The organism is Sphingopyxis sp., assembly GCF_035686825.1.
In the GTDB taxonomy this organism is placed as follows: Bacteria; Pseudomonadota; Alphaproteobacteria; order Sphingomonadales; family Sphingomonadaceae; genus Sphingopyxis.
Genome location: NZ_DASRYZ010000005.1, coordinates 352,710 through 372,052, shown reverse-complemented (window position 1 = coordinate 372,052; position 19,343 = coordinate 352,710). Strand labels below are relative to the sequence as shown.

At 65.1% G+C, this 19,343-nt stretch carries 22 protein-coding genes; 16 read left to right on the top strand and 6 right to left on the bottom strand.

All coding sequences use genetic code 11. The annotated features are described in order from the left end of the window. Positions 1-104 precede the first annotated feature (104 nt). Both VFG17_RS12790 and VFG17_RS12785 read right to left on the bottom strand, forming a co-directional pair. Positions 105-734 carry a hypothetical protein gene (locus VFG17_RS12790; protein WP_062767740.1) on the bottom strand — a complete coding sequence of 210 codons (630 nt, stop codon included), beginning with the start codon at positions 732-734 and terminating at the stop codon, positions 105-107. Positions 735-736: 2 nt separating this feature from the next. Continuing rightward, positions 737-1,453: a hypothetical protein gene (locus VFG17_RS12785; RefSeq protein ID WP_325029849.1), complete on the bottom strand. Its 717-nt coding sequence runs from the start codon at positions 1,451-1,453 to the stop codon at positions 737-739. A 170-nt stretch (positions 1,454-1,623) separates the two neighbouring features. On the opposite strand from VFG17_RS12785, the gene VFG17_RS12780 reads away from it, so the two are divergent. Next, a complete protein-coding gene (locus VFG17_RS12780) occupies positions 1,624-1,854 on the top strand; it encodes a hypothetical protein (RefSeq protein WP_062767742.1) in 231 nt (76 codons plus the stop codon). A gap of 20 nt (positions 1,855-1,874) precedes the next feature. Here VFG17_RS12780 and VFG17_RS12775 read toward each other — a convergent pair whose 3' ends face one another. The 3 genes from VFG17_RS12775 to VFG17_RS12765 all read right to left on the bottom strand — a co-directional run bounded on the left by VFG17_RS12775 (position 1,875) and on the right by VFG17_RS12765 (position 4,192). Continuing rightward, a complete protein-coding gene (locus tag VFG17_RS12775) occupies positions 1,875-3,305 on the bottom strand; it encodes a JAB domain-containing protein (RefSeq protein ID WP_325029848.1) in 1,431 nt (476 codons plus the stop codon). Positions 3,306-3,330: 25 nt separating this feature from the next. Continuing rightward, a complete protein-coding gene (locus VFG17_RS12770; RefSeq protein WP_062767745.1) occupies positions 3,331-3,663 on the bottom strand; it encodes a hypothetical protein in 333 nt (110 codons plus the stop codon). A gap of 61 nt (positions 3,664-3,724) precedes the next feature. Next, positions 3,725-4,192 (bottom strand): LuxR C-terminal-related transcriptional regulator, encoded by a 468-nt coding sequence (locus VFG17_RS12765; RefSeq protein WP_255265934.1) that lies wholly within the window; start codon positions 4,190-4,192, stop codon positions 3,725-3,727. A 271-nt stretch (positions 4,193-4,463) separates the two neighbouring features. On the opposite strand from VFG17_RS12765, the gene trbB reads away from it, so the two are divergent. From trbB to VFG17_RS12690, 15 genes are all read left to right on the top strand, one after another. Beyond that, positions 4,464-5,441 carry a P-type conjugative transfer ATPase TrbB gene (gene trbB / locus VFG17_RS12760; RefSeq protein WP_325029847.1) on the top strand — a complete coding sequence of 326 codons (978 nt, stop codon included), beginning with the start codon at positions 4,464-4,466 and terminating at the stop codon, positions 5,439-5,441. A gap of 2 nt (positions 5,442-5,443) precedes the next feature. Then, positions 5,444-5,776, top strand: coding sequence for a TrbC/VirB2 family protein (locus VFG17_RS12755; protein WP_325029846.1), 333 nt, complete (start codon positions 5,444-5,446; stop codon positions 5,774-5,776). Continuing rightward, positions 5,776-6,045 carry a VirB3 family type IV secretion system protein gene (locus VFG17_RS12750; protein ID WP_037553365.1) on the top strand — a complete coding sequence of 90 codons (270 nt, stop codon included), beginning with the start codon at positions 5,776-5,778 and terminating at the stop codon, positions 6,043-6,045. The genes VFG17_RS12755 and VFG17_RS12750 overlap by 1 nt, the downstream gene beginning before the upstream one ends. Then, positions 6,042-8,483 (top strand): conjugal transfer protein TrbE, encoded by a 2,442-nt coding sequence (gene trbE / locus VFG17_RS12745; protein ID WP_325029845.1) that lies wholly within the window; start codon positions 6,042-6,044, stop codon positions 8,481-8,483. Before VFG17_RS12750 ends, trbE begins: the two co-directional genes overlap by 4 nt. After that, complete coding sequence (trbJ, locus tag VFG17_RS12740; RefSeq protein WP_325029844.1) at positions 8,480-9,196, top strand: P-type conjugative transfer protein TrbJ; 717 nt, start codon at positions 8,480-8,482, stop codon at positions 9,194-9,196. The genes trbE and trbJ overlap by 4 nt, the downstream gene beginning before the upstream one ends. A gap of 1 nt (position 9,197) precedes the next feature. Continuing rightward, on the top strand, positions 9,198-9,449 hold the full coding sequence (gene trbK-alt / locus VFG17_RS12735) for a putative entry exclusion protein TrbK-alt (RefSeq protein ID WP_293701763.1): 252 nt from the start codon (positions 9,198-9,200) through the stop codon (positions 9,447-9,449). Beyond that, entirely contained in the window at positions 9,446-10,732 is a 1,287-nt protein-coding gene (gene trbL, locus VFG17_RS12730; RefSeq protein ID WP_325029843.1) for a P-type conjugative transfer protein TrbL, read from the top strand. Before trbK-alt ends, trbL begins: the two co-directional genes overlap by 4 nt. 4 nt (positions 10,733-10,736) lie before the next feature. Next, positions 10,737-11,420: a conjugal transfer protein TrbF gene (gene trbF, locus VFG17_RS12725; protein ID WP_325029842.1), complete on the top strand. Its 684-nt coding sequence runs from the start codon at positions 10,737-10,739 to the stop codon at positions 11,418-11,420. Continuing rightward, positions 11,417-12,253: a P-type conjugative transfer protein TrbG gene (gene trbG / locus VFG17_RS12720; protein ID WP_325029841.1), complete on the top strand. Its 837-nt coding sequence runs from the start codon at positions 11,417-11,419 to the stop codon at positions 12,251-12,253. Before trbF ends, trbG begins: the two co-directional genes overlap by 4 nt. Beyond that, complete coding sequence (locus VFG17_RS12715; RefSeq protein ID WP_325029840.1) at positions 12,250-13,473, top strand: TrbI/VirB10 family protein; 1,224 nt, start codon at positions 12,250-12,252, stop codon at positions 13,471-13,473. The genes trbG and VFG17_RS12715 overlap by 4 nt, the downstream gene beginning before the upstream one ends. Then, positions 13,470-13,685, top strand: a complete 216-nt coding sequence (locus tag VFG17_RS12710; protein ID WP_325029839.1) for a DUF2274 domain-containing protein — start codon at positions 13,470-13,472, stop codon at positions 13,683-13,685. The genes VFG17_RS12715 and VFG17_RS12710 overlap by 4 nt, the downstream gene beginning before the upstream one ends. A gap of 441 nt (positions 13,686-14,126) precedes the next feature. After that, the gene (locus VFG17_RS12705) at positions 14,127-14,696 is read left to right on the top strand and encodes a hypothetical protein (RefSeq protein WP_058455242.1); all 570 of its coding nucleotides are present in this window, start codon (positions 14,127-14,129) and stop codon (positions 14,694-14,696) included. A gap of 17 nt (positions 14,697-14,713) precedes the next feature. Continuing rightward, the gene (locus tag VFG17_RS12700) at positions 14,714-16,081 is read left to right on the top strand and encodes a 7-cyano-7-deazaguanine synthase (RefSeq protein WP_325029838.1); all 1,368 of its coding nucleotides are present in this window, start codon (positions 14,714-14,716) and stop codon (positions 16,079-16,081) included. Further along, positions 16,072-17,253, top strand: coding sequence for a helix-turn-helix domain-containing protein (locus VFG17_RS12695; protein ID WP_325029837.1), 1,182 nt, complete (start codon positions 16,072-16,074; stop codon positions 17,251-17,253). The genes VFG17_RS12700 and VFG17_RS12695 overlap by 10 nt, the downstream gene beginning before the upstream one ends. Next, positions 17,228-17,899: a hypothetical protein gene (locus VFG17_RS12690; protein WP_325029836.1), complete on the top strand. Its 672-nt coding sequence runs from the start codon at positions 17,228-17,230 to the stop codon at positions 17,897-17,899. The genes VFG17_RS12695 and VFG17_RS12690 overlap by 26 nt, the downstream gene beginning before the upstream one ends. Before the next feature lie 87 nt (positions 17,900-17,986). Here the strand turns inward: VFG17_RS12690 and VFG17_RS12685 are convergent, their stop codons facing one another. Next, the gene (locus VFG17_RS12685) at positions 17,987-19,255 is read right to left on the bottom strand and encodes a site-specific integrase (RefSeq protein ID WP_325029835.1); all 1,269 of its coding nucleotides are present in this window, start codon (positions 19,253-19,255) and stop codon (positions 17,987-17,989) included. Between the last annotated feature and the right edge of the window lie 88 nt (positions 19,256-19,343).

Sequence of the window (19,343 nt, the reverse complement as noted above, 5' to 3'; positions counted from 1 at the left end):
CCCTCAGGCGAGTCGCTTGTCAACAGGGTGAATCGCAATTTTATCAACAGTCAGGGGTGCGTCTGGGGATATCTTGCCGCATTTCCTGGAAAGCCGAACTTCGTTCAGTCCGCTTCGCCTAGCTGCTCGCGCTCGCGTAGTCTTTCGGCGTAGCGGTAGCTTGCTTCCATGGAGTGATAGGTATCGGCGTAGCGATCGATGTCACCGAGCGCGCATTCGACCTCATACTCCACCGAGTGCGGCGACGAGCCCGGACGCTTTCGACCCAGCCAGCGCTCCAGCTTGTCGAAGCGGCTCTGCATCCCCTGCACGCTGCATGCAATGCGCAGATCGTCGAGATTGCTACTCGTCCGATTGCGGCTCCAGGCCCTGCAGGCGAACTCAAGCTCTTCACCCCGCGTCGGAGGGCGGTCGCTGAGATCGGCCCCACCATCTTTCGTGAGAGTGGGGTCGGCCTGTACATTGGCAAGGCCCGCACTGAGTGCCTCGCAGAGTTCGCTATGATATTCATCCCGGCGCGCGGCGTCCCAATCATAGGGGCCAGCGCCGACGAAAAGATGCGGCAGCTTGAAATGCACCCGCACCGCCTTCGGCAGCATCTTCTCGATCCGGATCACTCCGCGGATGACATCGAGGAGGTGCTCGGCGTCGATCCCGGCCCACGGCCGCGCAAGATTCTCGAGCGCGCTGAGGTTCGAATTGGTGGGCGTGTCCCCCGTGTTCCAGTATCGCATAGTCAGTGCTTCCGTTTCTCTTTGGCCTTGATCCCTAGAATGGCTTTCGCCTCGGCGTTTGCGCCCGTCGCAATCTGATCGAGGCGAGCCTTGAAAATGGGATCGGCGAGGAGCTGGGCCTTTGGCCCTTCGCCGGAATCGCACATAATGGCGTAAAAGAGCCGATAGAGCGTCTGCGCTCGCTCCGCTTCCTCGATCGCCGCATCGAAATCAGGCCGCCGATAGATCAGGATCTTCTCTTCATCGATTGGCATAGGCCGGATCACGCCGCGACCGTCGGGAAGTTCCTCCACGCGCTGGCGATGGCTGATGTTGTACTTCACGATGGTCTTGGGGTGGGTGAGCAGGATCGCTTCCGTGAGTTCGGAGCAATGCCCCCAGATACGATGGGCAAAATGATTGCGGGTCTTGCGCGACTCCTCTGCGACCGAGCCGATCGCCTTGAACAGCAGTTGCTGCCACTCGGGGAGCGCTTCGTGCGCTGCCGCATCAAGTGCGCCCCGCTGTGCTCCGGCTCCGACCAGCGAGAGATACATTGCAGTGCCGACCGCAATGTCGCTTTTCAGCATCCGGCTCAGGATCGAGGCAATATCGCCATCGATATGCGCCCACAGAGCAATTACATAGGCAACGTCGCTGGCGAACGGCGAATGGCGTAGAATGCCCGGCGCGAAAAAGACGCGGCCATCGGGCGATTCCTCAGCGAGCGTTTTGGGCACCTTTCCTCCTCTTTCGCGCGGTCAAATTCGTTGGCCACATTATATGGCGACATCGTCGCTGCTCCTAATTTTGGGTTACCGCTGGCGCTTTGCCCCCCGACCGGAAAGATGCCACATCCAAGTATCCCAGTTCTGCGATCCGCTAATTGCTGGATAAAAAGGAGCTTATCATGGACGAAGACGCACTTTTTGCGGTTGGTTCAATATTGGCAGCGCTCGGCGGCGTGCTGGAGCGAAAGGGTGTCTGCACGACCAATGAGTTTGCCGAAACGCTTGGCAGCGTGGCGCTAATGACGGCCGAGTCCGGGGATCAATATAAGAACCGTGCTGCCTATATCGGGAGCTGGGCGCAAATGGTGCGCGCGGCCGCCGAACATTCGGGGAGCGCGCGCGAACATTAACGATCCGGCCTTGGCATCGTTCATTCGGCACCGGCTTCGAAATAGGCGCGCATCCGGTGAGCGATGATCGGATCGAGCCGGATGAAAGTCCGGCGCCCGTCGATCGGATCGGGTACGCGGCGCGTAATGCCGGCATCGCAGAGGCGCTGCGCCAGCCGTAGCGCGCTGCTCATCGGGATCGAGGACGTGACGCATAGCGCGCTGATGGACAGGCGCTTTCGCTCGCATTCGTGAACGAAGAGATCGATCAGCATTTCCCATGCGGGATCGCCAAAGAGTTCAGGGGCCCCGATCAGTTGTTGGCGGAGGAGGCGCCTGCGCATCGCGGCCTTCGCATTAGCCAGCGCAATGTCCCCATGGTCGATGCGGGCGGGACCTCCCGGACTTCGCAATGTGAAGGAGGCTGACGGAATCGGCGTCCCCGCAAGAGTGTCGTTGCTGATGACGTGATGGCAGTGGGTTGATGTCACAACGATGTGGTCGATGATCTCGACGTTGAGCGACCGTCCGATCATTTCGAGCTTCCGCGTCGCCTCGATGTCCTCGACGCTGGGGCGATGGTCGCCGCTCGGATGGTTGTGGACGAGGATTAGCCCGGCGGCATTGAGTTCGAGCGCACGCCGGAAGATCGTTCGGGGGTAGATGGCAAGCTGCGCAAGCGTGCCGCTTTGCAAAACCTCGTCGGCGAGAAGATGGCGCCCACCGTCGAGGAAGAGGATACGGAGCCGTTCGTCGGAGAGCGAGCCCATCGACATGATGAGGTAGGAGCGGAGCCTCCGGTCGAAGGGATCGATGCTGATACCTCGAAGATCGCCGGAAAGGCTCTCGGTGGCGAGCTTATGTGCCTCGAGAATGACCTCTGCGACCTGCGGCGCGTCACCAATGACGCGAGCGAGCGCTTCTGGCGACTGCGCCCAAATGCGGCTGATCGAATGAAACGCGACAAGTAGCCGGTCCGCTAAGGCTTCGCAGCGTTCGGGCTCGATGGTCGCAATGAAATGTACCAGGACCGATCGCTGCCGGCTCGAGCCAATCGCTTTTGGTGATGCCAGGTTGCGGCCACGAGGAGCGGCGGAAGAAGCCAGGATGCAGCGACCTGCATCGTCAGATACGCTATTGGGTGGAGTTCCATGTCGATCGCGCGGGTCGTGTGAGCCAGTAGCGGAAGACATTGCAGCACTGCCGCCAGCATGGGCCAGAAGCGATAGGCCGTCAGCGCTACGGTCATCGTCGCGGCCGCCGCTATCAGATCGATCAGCAAGTGACCCGTATCGACCGTGACAAAGTTCACCGCAAAAATCAGGTGTAGAGCCTGATCGGAAATCAGCATGAACAGGAGAATGGCTGCCACCGCTCTCTCCGGGCCGCCGCCCTTGCGGAGAGCGTAGACGAGAGCCACCAGCAGCAATGTCACGAAGATTGCGATCCGCAGCATCGCGCTCATTCACCATGCCGATGGCCCATCGTCAATGTCGCTCAGCTCACCAGGGAAAGCTTTGCGGGGCCGGCTTCGGCAGCTGCGGGGCATTCGTGAAGGTCGAGGCCTGACGTTTCACGGCCGATATCGGCAAGGTCGCCATGAACACGAAGGATGTCGCCGCTCACCCCGACCAGCGCCAGTTGCGCTTCGGCGATGCGGCGGATCGTCGCATGTCCCTTGGCAGCAGGGACGCCGGCCGTATCTCGACGGGCAGTGACGACCTCCGCCATCAGCGACGAAACGGCGATGAGGGCGCCATCGATCTGCGCTTCGGCTGCAGGCACCACTCGCTGCAACCGCTCCGCGGCAACGCTGTTCAAATTTTGCATAGACTCTCCTCTCCGGAGAAGCGCGCTGCGCTCCCGGACCATGGTTCAACACGATATGGGATCAGGCCGAGGCGAGCCGGGTCAGCGTCTGACCGATCGACAGGCCTGCGATGACCATGAGCAGGACCGCGATGAGCAAGCTCACGACGATCACGACCCGGGCCTGAGGCCTATAGTTCGGCCTCAGCAAATCCCTGAACGGAGAGCCTTCGCTCCGAGACCCGGCTCGACTTGCCAAATTATCGTTCAGATGCAGCAAGCTAGCGGGGTCACCGTCCGGGAAATCGGATGGCACCAGTTCGGGGGTTGGCGGTAGTATGACCGGATCACATGGTATCCGATCATAGGTCTGGCGGAGCCGCGCATAGATGATCGCGGTCTCGTCGCGGTTGGCCGCGCCCAGCGTGTCGCGTGCGGTGGTGAGCCGCAAATCCACCGCCTGCTTCGATATGTCGAGGTCGCGGGCGATCTGTTTCGAGGTTTTTCGTTCCAGCAGCAAATCGAGACAGGCCCGCTGCTTTTCTGTCAAGCGCGTCCACCTCAAGAACTCGTCCGAATGCTGCGACCCCGAATCACTCATCCTGACACTGTTGTCAAAATCGCGCTCGGCACAACCCGCCGACCTTCATTTAATCGCTTCCGAATCGGAACTGATCGCATCGCGGCCTACGCCATTCCCTGTCTTTCTTACCCACAGTACGACGCGCGCAAATCTCTGTTGAAAATAGTGAATCTCTGCGTCTCTTACTCGTCCCCGTCGAGCCGGGCGTCCTTGCCCGGACCATCCAACGGGGACTATCATGGGCGCAGAGCCGGTCCGTTTCGAGGCGCAGGGGCGTGGTGCCCGCATGCTGCGGACAGCGCTTGGCGGCGCAATTGCCGAGTGGCTTGCCGACCCCGCGGTCATCGAAATCATGCTGAACCCCGACGGTCGGCTCTGGGTCGATCGCCTCGGCGCAGGGATCACCGATAGCGGTATCCTGCTCGCGGCCACCGATGGCGAGCGCATCATCCGGCTCGTGGCGCATCATGTCGGCGCCGAGGTCCATGCCGGGTCGCCGCGCGTGTCGGCCGAGCTTCCCGAAAGCGGCGAGCGCTTCGAGGGTCTGTTGCCGCCCGTGGTCGCGGCGCCGACCTTCGCAATCCGCAAGCCCGCGGTCGCCGTCTTCTCGCTCGGCGATTATGTCGCAGCCGGCATCATGTCCGCACCGGCGGCCGAGGCGCTGCGCTCCGGGGTCGCCGAGCGCCTCAATATCCTCGTCGCCGGCGGAACCGGGACGGGTAAGACGACGCTCACCAATGCCCTGCTCGCCGAGGTTGCCAAGACCAGCGAACGCGTCGTCCTGATCGAAGACACCCGCGAGCTCCAATGTGCCGCTCCGAACCTCGTCGCGATGCGCACCAAGGATGGGGTCGCGTCGCTGTCCGATCTCGTCCGTTCCTCGCTTCGGCTTCGGCCGGACCGCATCCCGATCGGCGAGGTCCGCGGTGCCGAGGCGCTCGATCTTCTGAAGGCGTGGGGCACCGGACATCCCGGCGGCATCGGCACGATCCACGCGGGCAGCGCGATCGGCGCACTCCGCCGCATGGAGCAGCTCATTCAGGAAGCCGTGATCACGGTCCCGCGGGCCCTCCTCGCAGAAACGATCGATCTCGTTGCCGTTCTCGTGCGCGACGGCGCCGGGCGGCGCCTTGCCGAACTCGCCCGCGTCAACGGTCTCGATGCGTCGACCGGCGACTATCGCATCACCCCCCTCTTTACCCCCGAAGGAGACTGACCATGACCCACGCCGCCCGGCGGGAGGCACCGCGCTTCCTGCTCGCCCCGACCGCTCTTTATGTCGCGCTCGTTACCGCCTTCCCGGCTCGGGCCGGTGGCTCGTCGATGCCATGGGAAGCGCCGCTGCAATCGATCCTCGAAAGCGTCGAGGGGCCGGTCGCGAAGGTGATCTCGCTGATCATCATCATCATCACCGGTCTGACCATCTCGTTCGGCGACACGTCGGGCGGCTTTCGCCGCATGGTCCAGATCGTGTTCGGGCTGTCGATCGCCTTCGCGGCGTCGAGCTTCTTCCTGACCTTCTTTTCCTTCGGCGGCGGAGCCGTCGTCTGATGGATGCTCCGGCCGAAGTCACCGGTTTCTTCGCGCCCGTGCACCGCGCGCTCGCCGAGCCGATCCTGCTCGGCGGCGCGCCGCGCGCCCTCGCGATCGCCAATGGCACGCTCGCGGCCGGGATCGGCCTTGGTCTCCGCCTCTGGATCGCGGGTCTCGTCCTCTGGATCGTCGGCCATGCGCTCTCGGTCTGGGCGGCGCGCCGCGACCCGCAATTCGTCGACGTCGCCAAGCGTCACCTCAAATATCCTGTCTGGATGCGGCCATGATGAACCTCGCCGAATATCGCTCGAAGTCGGCCTGCCTTGCCGATTATCTCCCCTGGGTCGCGCTGGTCGCCGAAGGCGCGGTGCTGAACAAGGATGGCTCCTTCCAGCGAACCGCGTCCTTCCGCGGTCCCGATCTCGACAGCGCCACCCCCGCAGAGCTCGTCGCGGTCACCGCCCGGCTCAACAATGCGATCCGGCGCCTCGGCTCGGGCTGGGCCTTGTTCGTGGAGGCGCAGCGGCTGCCGTCGCGCGATTATCCGGGATCCTCATTCCCCGATCCGGCATCCGGTCTGGTCGACATGGAGCGCCGCGAGCAATTCCGGGAGGAAGGGGCGCATTTCGAGAGCCGCTATTATCTGACCCTCCTGTGGATGCCGCCGGCCGAGGATGCCTCGCGGGCGGAGGGCTGGCTTTATGAAGGGATGGAGCGCTCGGGGGTCGATCCGAAGGAGCATCTCGCGAGCTTCATCGACCGGTCGAACCGTATCCTTCATCTCGTCGAAGGCTTCATGCCCGAGGCCGAATGGCTCGATGACGGCGAGACGCTGACCTATCTCCATTCAACCGTATCGACGAAGCGGCAGCGTGTCCGGGTCCCCGAGACGCCCATCTATCTCGACGCGCTGCTGACGGACCAGCCGCTCATCGGCGGGCTTGAGCCGCGGCTCGGCGAGCAGCATCTGCGGACCCTGACGATCACGGGATTTCCGACCGCGACCTGGCCCGGCCTGCTCGACGATCTCAACCGGCTGGCCTTCGCCTATCGCTGGTCGACCCGCGCGATCATGCTCGACAAGACCGTCGCGACCAAACTGCTGACGAAAATCCGGCGGCAATGGTTCGCCAAGCGCAAGTCGATCGCGGCGATCCTCAAGGAGGTGATGACCAACGAGCAATCGGCGCTCGTCGACAGCGACGCCTCGAACAAGGCCGCCGATGCCGACATGGCCTTGCAGGAACTTGGAGCAGATCATGCCGGCGTCGCCTATGTGACCGCGACCGTAACCGTGTGGGACAGCGACGCGGCCCTCGCCGCGGAGAAGCTCCGGCTGGTCGAGAAGGTCATCCAGGGGCGCGACTTCACCTGCACGATCGAGGGCATGAACGCGATCGAGGCCTGGCTCGGGAGCCTGCCCGGCCACGCCTATGCCAATGTTCGCCAGCCGCCGATTTCCACCCTCAACCTCGCCCACATGATCCCCCTGTCCGCCGTGTGGGCGGGGGCGGAACGGGACGAGCATTTCGGAGACGCCCCCTTGCTCTATGGCAAGACCGAAGGCTCGACCCCGTTCCGCCTTTCGCTCCATGTCGGCGACGTGGGCCATTGCCTCGTCGTCGGTCCGACGGGGGCAGGCAAATCGGTGCTGCTCGCGACGATGGCCATGCAGTTTCGCCGCTATCCGGGCTCGCAAATCTTCGCGTTCGATTTCGGCGGCTCGATCCGCGCCGCGGCCCTCGCGATGGGCGGGGACTGGCAGGACCTGGGCGGGGCGCTCCACGATGGGGAGGGCGGCGTGGCGTTGCAGCCGCTCGCCCGGATCGACGAGGCGTCCGAGCGGAGCTGGGCGGCCGAATGGCTCGCCGCGCTGTTCGCGGGCGAAGGCATGACAATCGACCCGGCGGCGAAGGAGCATCTCTGGTCGGCGCTGACCTCGCTCGCGACGGCGCCTGTCGCCGAACGCACGCTGACGGGGCTCGCGGTGCTCCTCCAGTCGCGCGACCTCAAGCAGGCGCTCGCGCCCTATTTGGTCGGCGGACCTTGGGGGCGGCTGCTCGATGCCGACGAGGAGCGCATCGGGGCCGCGCGTGTACAGGCCTTCGAGACCGAAGGCCTTGTCGGCGCCGCGTCGGCGGGACCCGTCCTGTCCTATCTGTTTCACCGGATCGCCGGACGGCTCGACGGCTCGCCGACGCTCATCATCATCGACGAAGGCTGGCTCGTGCTCGACAGCCCGGCCTTCGCGGCGCAGCTGCGCGAATGGCTGAAGACGCTCCGCAAGAAGAATGCGAGCGTGGTCTTCGCGACGCAGAGCCTTGCCGACATCGAAACCTCTAGCATCGCACCCGCGATCATCGAAAGCTGCCCGACCCGCATATTCCTGCCGAACGAGCGCGCGCTCGAGCCGCAGATTGCCCGCATCTACGAGCGCTTCGGCCTCAACGACCGGCAGATCGAGATATTGAGCCGGGCGACGCCTAAGCGCGACTATTATTGCCAGTCGCGGCGCGGCAATCGCCTCTTCGACCTGGGGCTGGGCGAGGTTGCGCTCGCCTTCACCGCCGCATCCTCGAAGACCGACCAGACGCGCATCGCCGAGCTGTTCGCAGCGCACGGCCCCGAAGGGTTCGCGGCCGCCTGGCTTTCCCACCGCAAGCTCGAATGGGCGGCCGAGCTGCTCCCCACCATCGCCGCCCCCAATGAGGAGACCCCCCGATGAAGAATTATATCGTCCGCGCCGTCGCTGCCGCGGCCCTTGTGTCGCTCCCCGTGTCGGGCGCGATGCTGGCCGTCCCGGCGAGCGCGCAGCTCGGCGGCATCGTCCACGATCCGCGCAACTATTCGCAGAATATCCTGACCGCGGCGCGCACGCTCGAGCAGATCAACAACCAGATCAAGCAGCTGCAGAATCAGGCGACCTCGCTGATGAACGAGGCGAAGAACCTCAACAGCCTGCCGACATCGACGCTGGGCACGCTCGAGGCGCAGGTCGACCAGACGCGCCAGCTCCTCGCGCAGGCCGAGGGCATCGCGTTCAACGTGTCGGACATCCAGAAGGGGTTCGAGGCGCGCTACAAGGGCGGAGCGCTGACGGGCTCTGCCGCCGAGATGGTCGCCAATGCCGAGGCGCGCTGGAAGGACAGCGTCGGCGCCTTCGAGGATGCGATGAAGGTGCAGGCCGGCATCGTCACGAATATGGGCGGAACGCGCACGTCGATCTCGACGATCGTCGGCGCCAGCCAGTCGGCAACCGGCGCGCTGCAGGCCGCGCAGGCGGGCAACCAGCTGCTCGCCATCCAGTCGCAGCAGATCGCCGATCTCGCCGCCGTCATGAGTGCGCAGGGCCGCGCCGAGATGCTCGATGCCGCGCGCGCGGCGGCCGCCGAGGCCGAAGGCCGCGAGCGCTTCCGCCGCTTCCGCAAGGGCAATTGAGATGGGCCGGGCGGGCGGGCTGGTTATGGGGGCAATCGTCCTGGGTCTTGCGCTGACCCTCGCCCTTGTCGCCGCGCTCGATCCGCCCGCGCCCCGTGCGTTCGCTCCTGCGATCTCCGGGGCGGACGCACCCCCTGATTATGGTGACACGCTTCGTCGCTGCCGAACCGCCACCGAGGCCGATCCCGAATGCGAGGCGGCCTGGGAAGCGAAGCGGCGCCATTTCTTCCGGACCGAAAAGAGCAAGCCATGAACGACACCGGCGTTATCGATAATTTCCTGTCGGTCTTCTCGACCTATATCGACAGCGGGTTCGGATTGCTCGGCGGCGAGGTCGGGTTCCTGTCCTCGACGCTGATCGTGATCGATATAACGATCGCGGCGCTCTTCTGGGCATGGGGCACCGACGAGGACGTGCTGCAGCGGCTTGTGAAGAAGACGCTCTATATTGGCGTCTTCGCCTTCATCATCGGCAATTTCCAGGCGCTGGCCACGATATTGCTCGAGAGCTTCGCCGGGCTGGGCCTGAAAGCGGCGGGAAGCACGATGGCGATCGGCGATTTCATGCGCCCCGGCATGATCGCGTCCACCGGCCTCGATGCCGCCGAGCCCTTGCTCGACGCGACCGCCGATCTTGTCGGCCCGGTGGGGCTCTTCACCAACTTCGTCCAGATCCTGATCCTGCTGATCGCCTGGGTGATCGTCGTGATCGCCTTCTTCATTCTCGCGGTGCAGGTCTTCGTCACGATCCTGGAGTTCAAATTGGTGACGCTCGCGGGCTTCGTCCTGCTGCCCTTCGCCTTCTTTGGGCGCACCGCTTTCATGGCCGAGCGCGTCCTCGGCCATATCATCTCCTCGGGCATCAAGCTCCTCGTGCTCGCGGTCATCACCGGCATCGGCACGACCCTCTTCCAGCGCTTCATGGACGCGGGGCTCGGGACCGAACCCGACATCCGCGAGGTGATGGCGATCGCACTCGGCGCCTTGACCCTGCTGGGTCTCGGCATCTTCGGTCCGAGCGTCGCCAACGGCATCGTGGCGGGCGGCCCGCAGCTCGGGGCAGGCGCCGCTGCCGGCACCACCCTCGCGGCCGGCGCGACGATCGCTGCCGGGGCCGCCGGCGCGACGCTGGCGGCGGGCGCGGCGAGCAGTGCCGTCGGTCGCACCGCGCTCGGAGCCTCGCGCGCGTCCGGCAGCGCTTCGGCATCCTATGCCCGGGGTGCGGCCGGGAAGAGCGGGATGCGGGCGTTCGGTGCGGGGCTCGCCAATGTGGCGCGTGACACGGCGCGCGGCGCGGGTTCGCCTCTCCGCGCCGCGGCTGAACGCCTGCGTCAAAGCTATGCCGCGGGGCAGGCGGGCAAGTCCGCGGCCGGCGCTGCCACCGCCAGCGACGGCGCGGCGTCGCCCCCGACCTGGGCGGCCGCCATGAAGCGGCGGCAGGCCGTCACCTCGGGCGCCACCATCGCCTCGCAGACCCTCAAGGCCGGCGACAGCCATGGCGCCGGCTCCGCCCCCGACATCAGCCAGAAGGATTGAACCCATGTTTCGACGCCCGTCCCAACATTATGGCAAGTCGCCGGTCCCGGTTACGCCCTACCAGCGCGCCGCGCAGGTCTGGGACGACCGCATCGGCTCGGCCCGCACCCAGGCGAAAAGCTGGCGTCTCGCCTTCTTCGGCTGCCTTGCGCTTTCGGGCGGACTCGCCTCGGCGCTCGTCTGGCAGTCGCTCCGCGGCACGATCACCCCTTGGGTCGTCGAGGTCGACAAGCTCGGCGAGGCCAGGTCGGTGGCGCCGGCCGATGCCGACTTTTCGCCGACCGACCCGCAAATCGCGTTCCACCTCGCGCGCTTCATCGAGCATGTCCGCTCGATCCCGGCCGATCCGGTGGTGCTTCGCAAGGACTGGCTCAGCGCCTATGACTTCACCACGCCCAAGGGCGCGCAGGCGCTGAGCGATCACGCCCGCGCGAATGATCCCTTTGCCGAGGTCGGCAAGATTCAGGTCGCCATCGACGTGTCGAGCGTGATCCGCGCATCGCGCGACAGCTTCCGCATCGCCTGGACCGAGCGCCGCTATCAGGATGGCAGCCTCGTCGAGACGTCGCGCTGGTCGGCGATCCTGACCACGTCGATCCAGCCGCCCCGCACCCCCGACGCCCTGCGCCGGAACCCGCTCGGCGTTTTTGTCACCGCTATTTCTTGGTCGAAGGAGCTCAGCCAATGATCCGCCTTACCCTTCTTATCGGCGCCGCCGCGCTCGCGCTGCCGGCGCAGGCGGCACCCGCCGATCCGCGCACGCAGGTCGGCCGCGCGAACGACGCGGCGCGCGTCCAGCCCGAGCGCGCGACCTTCCTCAACGCTATCCAGAAATATGCCTGGGCCGATGGCGCGCTGTTCCAGGTCTACACTGCCCCCGGACAGGTCACCGACATCGCATTGCAGGAAGGCGAGGAGCTTGTCGGTCCGGGGCCTGTCGCGGCCGGCGACACCGTGCGCTGGGTCATCGGCGATACGGTGAGCGGGACGGGCGCGTCGCGCCGCGTTCATATTTTGGTGAAGCCCACGCGACCCGACATCATGACGAATCTGGTCATCAACACCAGCCGTCGGACCTATCACATCGAGCTGCGCGCGACCCCCGCCACCTATATGGCGGCGGTCTCCTGGTCCTATCCGCAGGACGAACTGATCGCGCTTCGCGCCGCCGAGACCGAACAGGCGCGGCTCGCTCCGGTTGCAGGCGGGATCGATTTCGCGGCGTTGAGTTTTGCGTATCGCATCTCCGGCGCGAAGGCCCCCTGGCGGCCGGTGCGCGTTTTCGACGATGGGCGCCAGCTCTTCGTCGAGTTCGGTGCTGCGATCGCGACGGCGGACATGCCCCCGCTGTTCGCGGTCGGCGAGAAAGGCGCGGCCGAGCTGCTCAACTACCGCGTCGACGGGCGTTACATGATCGTCGACCGGCTCTTCGATCGCGCCGAACTCCGGCTCGGGAGCGGGCGCGGCGCCAAGGCCGTGCGGATCGAACGCGAAACGCCGCACCCGCGAGGCCGGTCGTGACGGCGCCCGAACAGCCGGGCACAGAAGCTGTGCCCGCCGAGGCCGAGGTTGCCCCGATCGCCCCTGCGAGCCCCGATGCGTTCCGCCTCGCGGGTGAGACGCCGCAGGTCATGCGTCTGTCGCGGAAAACGCTGGCGGTTATCGGCGGGGCCGGCGGCATCGCGATCGCGGCATCGCTCATGTGGGCACTGCGCACCCCGGCCCCGGCCGAGCGGCAGGAACTCTATGAACCGAGCAACAATGCGCGGCCCGACGCGGTCACCGGAGCACCCGCCGATTATGGCGCCGTGCCGAAGCTCGGTCCGCCGCTCCCCGGCGACCTTGGCCGGCCGATCGTTGCGGCGCAGGGGAGCGGCGAAGCCATCCCCGTCCCGCCGATCGGCGCGGAAGGGCGCAATCCTCCCGATCCGCGCGTGGCGGCCGCCGAACAGGCGCGGCAGCGGGCACTGCAGGAGCGCGAGAGCGCCCAGACGAGCCGGCTCTTTCTGGGGGGCGGAACCTCAAGTTCCGCAGCAACAGATATTGTGTCTGCTGAGGCGGCCGCGCCCGAACAGGCGGCGGAGCCTCGCACGGCCAATGAGGGGCGGCGTCAGTTTCTGACGTCGGGGACGAAAAGGCCCCTCGAAAGTGGCGAGCGCCTGATCGCCCCGAGTTCCGCGCTGGTCGTCCAGGCCGGGACTGTCATTCCGGCAGCGCTCATCACGGGCATACGCTCCGACCTGCCGGGCCAGATCAGCGCGCAGGTGACGCAGAATATCTATGATAGTCCGACCGGGCGTATCCTGCTCATCCCGCAAGGGTCGCGGTTGATCGGCGAATATGACAGCGAGATCGCGGCGGGACAGAGCCGGGTGCTCCTCGCATGGGATCGCCTCATCTTGCCCGGCGGACGATCGATCCGCCTCGAACGGCAGCCCGGCGCCGACGCCGCAGGCATGTCGGGGCTGGAGGATCGGGTGAACAATCATTGGGGCCGGATGGTCCGCGCCGCGCTCGTCTCGACCCTGCTCGGGGTCGGGAGCGAGCTCAGCGTCGGCGGCGACGACGAACTCGCCCGGGCTCTGCGCTACGGGATGCAGGACAGCACGAGCCAGGCCGGGCGCCGCATCGTCGAGCGCGAACTGGCGGTGCGTCCGACGCTCACCATCCGGCCGGGTTTCGCGCTCCGTGTGATCGTCACCCGCGACCTCATTCTCGAGCCGCAGGCGGATTGGCGATGAGCCGGCTGCGCCTTGGGCCGATCGTCGAGGAGAAGCCGGTCAAGGCTACTGTCGAACTCACGGGCAAGCTCGCGCGCGATCTCGCCGACTATGCCGCGGCGCATGCGAAGGAAAATGGCCTGTCCGAGCCGCTTCCTGTCGAACGGCTTATCCCGCCGATGCTCGAACGATTCATCGCGACCGATCGCGGATTTGCAAGGGCGCGGCGCTAGCAGTCGCAGCAAATTTCGAAGTCTCAGCTCAATCGGTTTGTATCGGCAGCTGTGGGTTGCACAAATACCCGGTCCAGCTGCATCTGGAAAATGCAAACCTGTCGCTCTCCTCGAAATTCAACACACCCTGCACAACGCAGGATGTTATCCGCACAGCCATTGCGCTTACCCGCGACGGCGGCGAAGCCGGTGTGATCAGTTTGCCATCGGGTTCGCGGACTTTCGTCAGCGTCGAATAGGCACTCGAAATGTCGCTTCCGAACCTGCAGTCCGCCTGAGCACCGACAAGTCAGCCGAGGCCCCGAGACAACCAGCGGGTTGGCAGCGGGCGACCGACTGCGCCTGCTCGGGGAAGGCGCTATCCGAGAAATGTCAGCTTTAGACAAAATTATTATTGACAATGTCAGACTACTAATTAGTTAGCGTGGCAGGAGATCTGCCATGAGTGATGGGCCCTATCGTTCACTGCCTATGTCGCCACGTTGGAAGCTCGCGGCCAAATGCGCTTATGTTGAGGCTTTCTCGACCCGCGAGATTGCCGACGCGCTGCATGCGGCTGCCGAGCGGGATTGCCGCGCCGAATTGTCGCCAGGCTTCCTCAGCAGGGTGTCCAGCCTGATCATCGGCCCTGATGAACCTGGCCTATTTCGCGACCTCCCCGTTGCCGATCTCCGCGCGATGCACTCCCAGGCCAGTTCGCCGATGGAGGCGAGCTTCCTTCGCAACGCGGTCGATGCCCTCAATGACGGTTGCGCTCCGGCTGACGCCCTGCAACAGGCGGCCGAGGGCACCGTCTCCGACCGGCTGCTCGCAGGATTTCGCCAGGTCGAAGAGCATATGTTCCGCGAGGCGTCCGGCCAGCGCGCTCGCGCTGTGCGGTCGCGTCTCGAAGGCGCGCATGGCGAGATCGATATTTCCGCGGTGGCGCGGCAAGTGCTTCGCACCGCGGATGCCCCGCAGGCTCCGGCCGCTGCCACCTATTCCGGCCTAGACGACGGAGTGCCGCTGTGAATGTGAAGGCTTATCATGTGGCGGATGCGGAAGGCGTTCGGATCGACGCCGTGGAGGAGGACGAGCCGCTGCGTGACGGGGCGCAGGGCGCGATTCTCGGCAAGAGCATCACGCTGTCGATTGAGGGGCTGAAGGACTTCTTCTTCGCGGATTGGCATCCCGAGCTGGTCGACCTGATGATCATCGCTGCCGCCGTCGAATATTGCGATCTGAGCGTGCGCCGTCCGGCGTGGGGCTGGGCGCGCGCCTTCGATCTGCGCGTCGCCGTTCATGACGACAGCCTCTGGAACAAGCCATCGGTGCGACAAGCGCTGGGGGAAGCACTTGCCTTTCTCACCGGCGACCGCTGGGCATTGAGCTTCGTCCGGCGCCGGCACGATGTCGTCGAGGTCGGTCCGCGTAAGCTTGATCTCTCGATCCCCGACAAGATCATCATGCCCTATAGCGATGGTCTCGATTCACGGGCCGTGGCCGCCCTCGTCGCGGCAAAGGAGAAAGGCGGGCTGGTGCGGGTCCGTCTCGGCACCAAGGGGGCCGACACCAAAGGGACGCCGCGCAAGCAGCGGCGGTTCACTGCGGTTCCGTTCGATGTGAAGCTGGGCAAGCGCCAGCGCGTCGAATCCTCCGCGCGGTCACGCGGGTTCAAGTTCGCGATGATCACTGGCATCGCCGCGCAGCTGGCGAAGGTCGATCGGATTGTCGTCACCGAGAGCGGACAAGGCGCACTCGGTCCGATCATCGCGTCGAGCGGTCAGATCTATCCCGATTATCGCGTGCATCCCGCCTTCACTCAGCGGATCGAGAAGCTGTTCGCCGCCATGGGAAAAAGCGTCCCGACCTACGAGTATCCGCGCATCTGGTATACGAAGGGCGAGACTCTTGCCGCGGCTCACGCGCTGGAGGCTGCTCCGACCTGGCACGACACGCGCTCGTGCTGGCAGGATTCGCGGCGTGTCAGTTTCGACGGCCGCCGACGCCAGTGCGGCATCTGCGCGGCCTGCATGCTGCGCCGCATGAGCATGCACACCGCCGGGATCGTCGAGGCGTCCGACGAATATATCTGGGAAAATCTCGGTGCGAGCGACATGCGCGGCGGCACCGTCAAAGGGTTTGCCCGGATGAGCAAGGCATTCGAGGATTATGCGATCGCGGGGATTCTTCACCTTGATCATCTCGCCGCCCTCGCGCGCTCGGACTTGCATCGCCGCGCAGTGCGGCGCGTTGCGCATGAAACCGCCGACGGGCTCGGGATAGAAGCGGCGGTCGCCGAGCGGGAAATGTTCGATCTGCTCGAACGGCACCGGTCGGAATGGCTCGCCTTTCTCGCGAGCCTCGGCAAGGAATCGTTCGTCTCGCGGATCGCGATGGTGTCGCCATGGCAATGATCACCGGATCCCTGACCGCCGAAGGCATTGGCGAGCTGCTGCGCGACGCGCGCGAGAATGCCAAGATGACCCAGGCGGCGGCTGCGGCGGCGCTCAATGTCGCCCGCACCACACTTGTCGCGATCGAGCAGGGGCAACGCCGCGCGCGCGTCGATGAACTGCAGAAGCTGGCTGCGCTCTATGGAACTTCGCTCAACGTGCTGCTCCGGCAGGACAGCGCGAAGGTCGATCTGCGGCCGCGCTTCCGCAAAGCCGGCGAGCAGGGCGACGAGATCGATCCGGCGATCAACCTGCTCAACAGCCTTGTCCAGGCCGAACTCGAGCTGGAAAATCTCCTTGGCATCAAGCGCGTGCGGTTCGATCCCCCCGAGCGCCCACTGTTGCCGGGCAATGTCCTGCTCCAAGCCGAACAGGATGCGTGGGAGCTGCGGCAGCTGCTGGGGCTCGGCCTGGCGCCGATCCACGACATTGTCTCCTTGCTCGAACTGCAGCTGGGCGCCCGGGTGTTCATCCGCCGCATCGACCCGAAGATTTCGGGTCTCTATGCCTTTGACGATGCGATCGGCGCGTGCATTCTTTTGAACGCCGCCCATCCGCGCGACCGGCGCACCCAGACCGGGGCGCATGAGCTTGGCCATTTCATTTCGACCCGGAGGTCGCCGGACGCGCTCCATGCCAATTCCCCCGAATCCAGCCGCGAAGAGCGTTATGCCAATGCGTTCGGGCGCTGCTTCCTGACCCCGGCCAGGGCTGTTGCGGCCAAGTTCCAGGAGCTGACCGCGGGCGCGGCGAAGCTCACTCGCCGCCATATCATCCTGCTCGCGCATTATTTCGGTGTGTCGCGCGAGGCGATGGTGCGCCGGCTCGAGGAACTTGGCCTAACCAAGGCGGGGACCTGGGACTGGTTCGCGCATCAGGGCGGCATCACCGACGTCCAGGCGCGCGAAGTGCTCGGCGACGCGATTCCGGCCGACGATGCGCGCGCGGACGCACGGCGCCAGGTGTCGATGCGCATGAGCCTCATGGCGAGCGAGGCATGGCGCCGCGAGCTGATCAGCGAAGGCCAGGTCGCGCGTCTGCTGCATATCGATCGCGTGGATGCCCGCGCGCTGATCGACGAGTTCGAAGCGGAAGGAGCGGAGACCGATGAGTCCCCCTCATTCCTGCTTTGATGGCGGCCGTCCGCTCGTCGCGGATGCCAGCGTCTGGATCAACATCATCGCAGGGGGGCAGGCCGTCGCGATCCTTCGCGCGCTTGGCTGCCCGCCCATCCTGCCGCGCATCGTGCTCGGTGAACTTGAGCGCGGCCGCGACAAGGGGCGAGCCACGGCCGAGAGGATGGCCGAGCTGATCGAGATGGGGCTGGTCGAAGTCGCCGAGCTGCACACGGACGCAGAAGCCTTGTTCATGGGGCTCGTCGTCGGTTCGATCAGCGAGACGCTCGACGATGGTGAGGCCGCAACTTTGGCGCACGCCCTCCAGATCGGCGGTACCGCGATGATTGACGAGCGCAAGGCGATCGGCCTCGCTAGTCGGCGCTTCCCGGCCTTGCCAATCGTTAGCTCGGCAGAATTTCTACTGAGTCCGGTGACGCGCGGCGTGCTGAATCAAGAAGAGATCGCGGTCATGCTTCATGCCGCCCTGCAAGGCGCCCGGATGCGGGTTCCAGACGAATATCTTGCCGAGGTTTGTCGGATTCTTGGGCCCGTCCGGGCCGCCGATTGCACGAGCCTGCCGGCTGCATTGCGGAGCAAGTCGATGCTGGTTTCGAAAGGGGAACAAGGAGGCGACCTTGCCGGGAGGCGCTATGAGCTATGACATTGTTGAAGGCTAGCGCATTCCCGGAGTAGCCGCGCGCTCGATCGACCCGATCAATCCGCGCTCCGGATGCGCTGACCGGAGGGGTCATTGAGCGAACTTCATCTCTGCCGCCTTCCGCACGCCAGTCTCGAGATGTTTTGCGATCTCGTCCGAAGTGCGACTGACCGCAAGCTTCACGGCTTCGTCGATATGAACATAGTCCTGCGTCACGCTTTGCGACGCGTGGCCTAGCATCGCGCGGATCGTGAGCTCGGAGAAGCCGAGTTCGCCCGCGATGCTCCCGAAGGTGTGGCGCAGGGTATGCGGCGTTACGCCCTCGATGCCGGCCGAGCGGCATAGCCGGGCCAGGCAGTCGCTGACGGCGGTAAACGGGCCCTCCCCATTCGACGCGGGAAAGACGTAGGGGCAGCCGGCAATTTCTGGCTGTGCGACGACGATCTTGATCGCCTCGGGTCCGATCGCCCGATATTGCGCGTCGCTCTTCGTGTCGGGGAACGCGACGTAACCGCCCATTGGGTTGACCCACTGCCGCTGCAGTGCCTGCGCCTCTTCCCGCCGATAGCCGGTCAGAAGGAGCGTCCTGACAATGGCGAGCGCAACGGGGTTCTCGGAACCCAGTTCGGCCCGGCCGATCGCCCGACCCAGCAGCTCGATCTCGGCGATGCTGAGACGCCGGGTCTTTTTCTTGGTCGCGAGCTTCTTCGCGCCCTTCGTGGGATGTTCCGCAATCAGTCCCTTATGCTTTGCATGGCCGAGAATGGCCTGGAGGGTGCCGAGGCTCCTCCCGGCAACGCCGGCACCGCCCGTCGGGCGGCCGCCGCGCCCGCCCGAAGGAGGCTTTCGGGTCTGACCGGTGGCGATGTCATTCTGCATTGCCTCGACGTCGGCGATCGTTAGCTTCCGCACGAGGCGTTTGCCCATCAGCGGGATGATATGCGTCCGGATGCGGCTCTCATCCATGTTGAGCGAGGTGTCCTTGATCGGGCGGTTCTTCCGTCCAAGAATGCGGCCGGCCCGCGCTTCGACGAGATACCATTCGCACATCTCGGCGACATTGAGATCCTTCCGGACCCGGCGCGACTCTTCCGCCGGGTCGTCGCCAGATGCCACCTTGCCCAACTGAATTTTTGCGACCTCACGGGCCTGCTCGACAGTCATCACTCCGAAGCGCCCGATCTTCACTCGCCGAACCCGGCCTTCCTCATTCATATATTGGATGACGAAGGTTTTCGTCCCGGTTGCGCCGACACGAATGCCGAAACCCTTGATCTCCGTGTCCCACAGAAATGTCTGTCCGGACGCCGGTACAGCAAGCGCATCGACCGTCCGCTTATTGAGCTTTGCAAGCGCCACAAGTTCCTCCATCATATTACGCGAGGGTGGCCGAATGAAAAAGTAATAAGGACGTAATAGAAATTGACCGTTTCGCAGGGTAGGTCGA

Excerpts from the sequence above, each read along its gene's own strand:
- trbB (WP_325029847.1), top strand. The coding sequence starts at position 4,464 with ATGGGCGCAGAGCCGGTCCGTTTCGAGGCGCAGGGGCGTGGTGCCCGC.
- VFG17_RS12695 (WP_325029837.1), top strand. The coding sequence starts at position 16,072 with ATGGCAATGATCACCGGATCCCTGACCGCCGAAGGCATTGGCGAGCTG.
- trbK-alt (WP_293701763.1), top strand. The coding sequence starts at position 9,198 with ATGGGCCGGGCGGGCGGGCTGGTTATGGGGGCAATCGTCCTGGGTCTT.
- VFG17_RS12790 (WP_062767740.1), bottom strand. The coding sequence starts at position 734 with ATGCGATACTGGAACACGGGGGACACGCCCACCAATTCGAACCTCAGC.
- VFG17_RS12780 (WP_062767742.1), top strand. The coding sequence starts at position 1,624 with ATGGACGAAGACGCACTTTTTGCGGTTGGTTCAATATTGGCAGCGCTC.
- VFG17_RS12775 (WP_325029848.1), bottom strand. The coding sequence starts at position 3,305 with ATGGTGAATGAGCGCGATGCTGCGGATCGCAATCTTCGTGACATTGCT.
- trbG (WP_325029841.1), top strand. The coding sequence starts at position 11,417 with ATGATCCGCCTTACCCTTCTTATCGGCGCCGCCGCGCTCGCGCTGCCG.
- trbF (WP_325029842.1), top strand. The coding sequence starts at position 10,737 with ATGTTTCGACGCCCGTCCCAACATTATGGCAAGTCGCCGGTCCCGGTT.
- trbL (WP_325029843.1), top strand. The coding sequence starts at position 9,446 with ATGAACGACACCGGCGTTATCGATAATTTCCTGTCGGTCTTCTCGACC.
- VFG17_RS12770 (WP_062767745.1), bottom strand. The coding sequence starts at position 3,663 with ATGCAAAATTTGAACAGCGTTGCCGCGGAGCGGTTGCAGCGAGTGGTG.
- trbE (WP_325029845.1), top strand. The coding sequence starts at position 6,042 with ATGATGAACCTCGCCGAATATCGCTCGAAGTCGGCCTGCCTTGCCGAT.
- VFG17_RS12690 (WP_325029836.1), top strand. The coding sequence starts at position 17,228 with ATGAGTCCCCCTCATTCCTGCTTTGATGGCGGCCGTCCGCTCGTCGCG.
- VFG17_RS12755 (WP_325029846.1), top strand. The coding sequence starts at position 5,444 with ATGACCCACGCCGCCCGGCGGGAGGCACCGCGCTTCCTGCTCGCCCCG.
- VFG17_RS12705 (WP_058455242.1), top strand. The coding sequence starts at position 14,127 with ATGAGTGATGGGCCCTATCGTTCACTGCCTATGTCGCCACGTTGGAAG.
- trbJ (WP_325029844.1), top strand. The coding sequence starts at position 8,480 with ATGAAGAATTATATCGTCCGCGCCGTCGCTGCCGCGGCCCTTGTGTCG.
- VFG17_RS12750 (WP_037553365.1), top strand. The coding sequence starts at position 5,776 with ATGGATGCTCCGGCCGAAGTCACCGGTTTCTTCGCGCCCGTGCACCGC.
- VFG17_RS12710 (WP_325029839.1), top strand. The coding sequence starts at position 13,470 with ATGAGCCGGCTGCGCCTTGGGCCGATCGTCGAGGAGAAGCCGGTCAAG.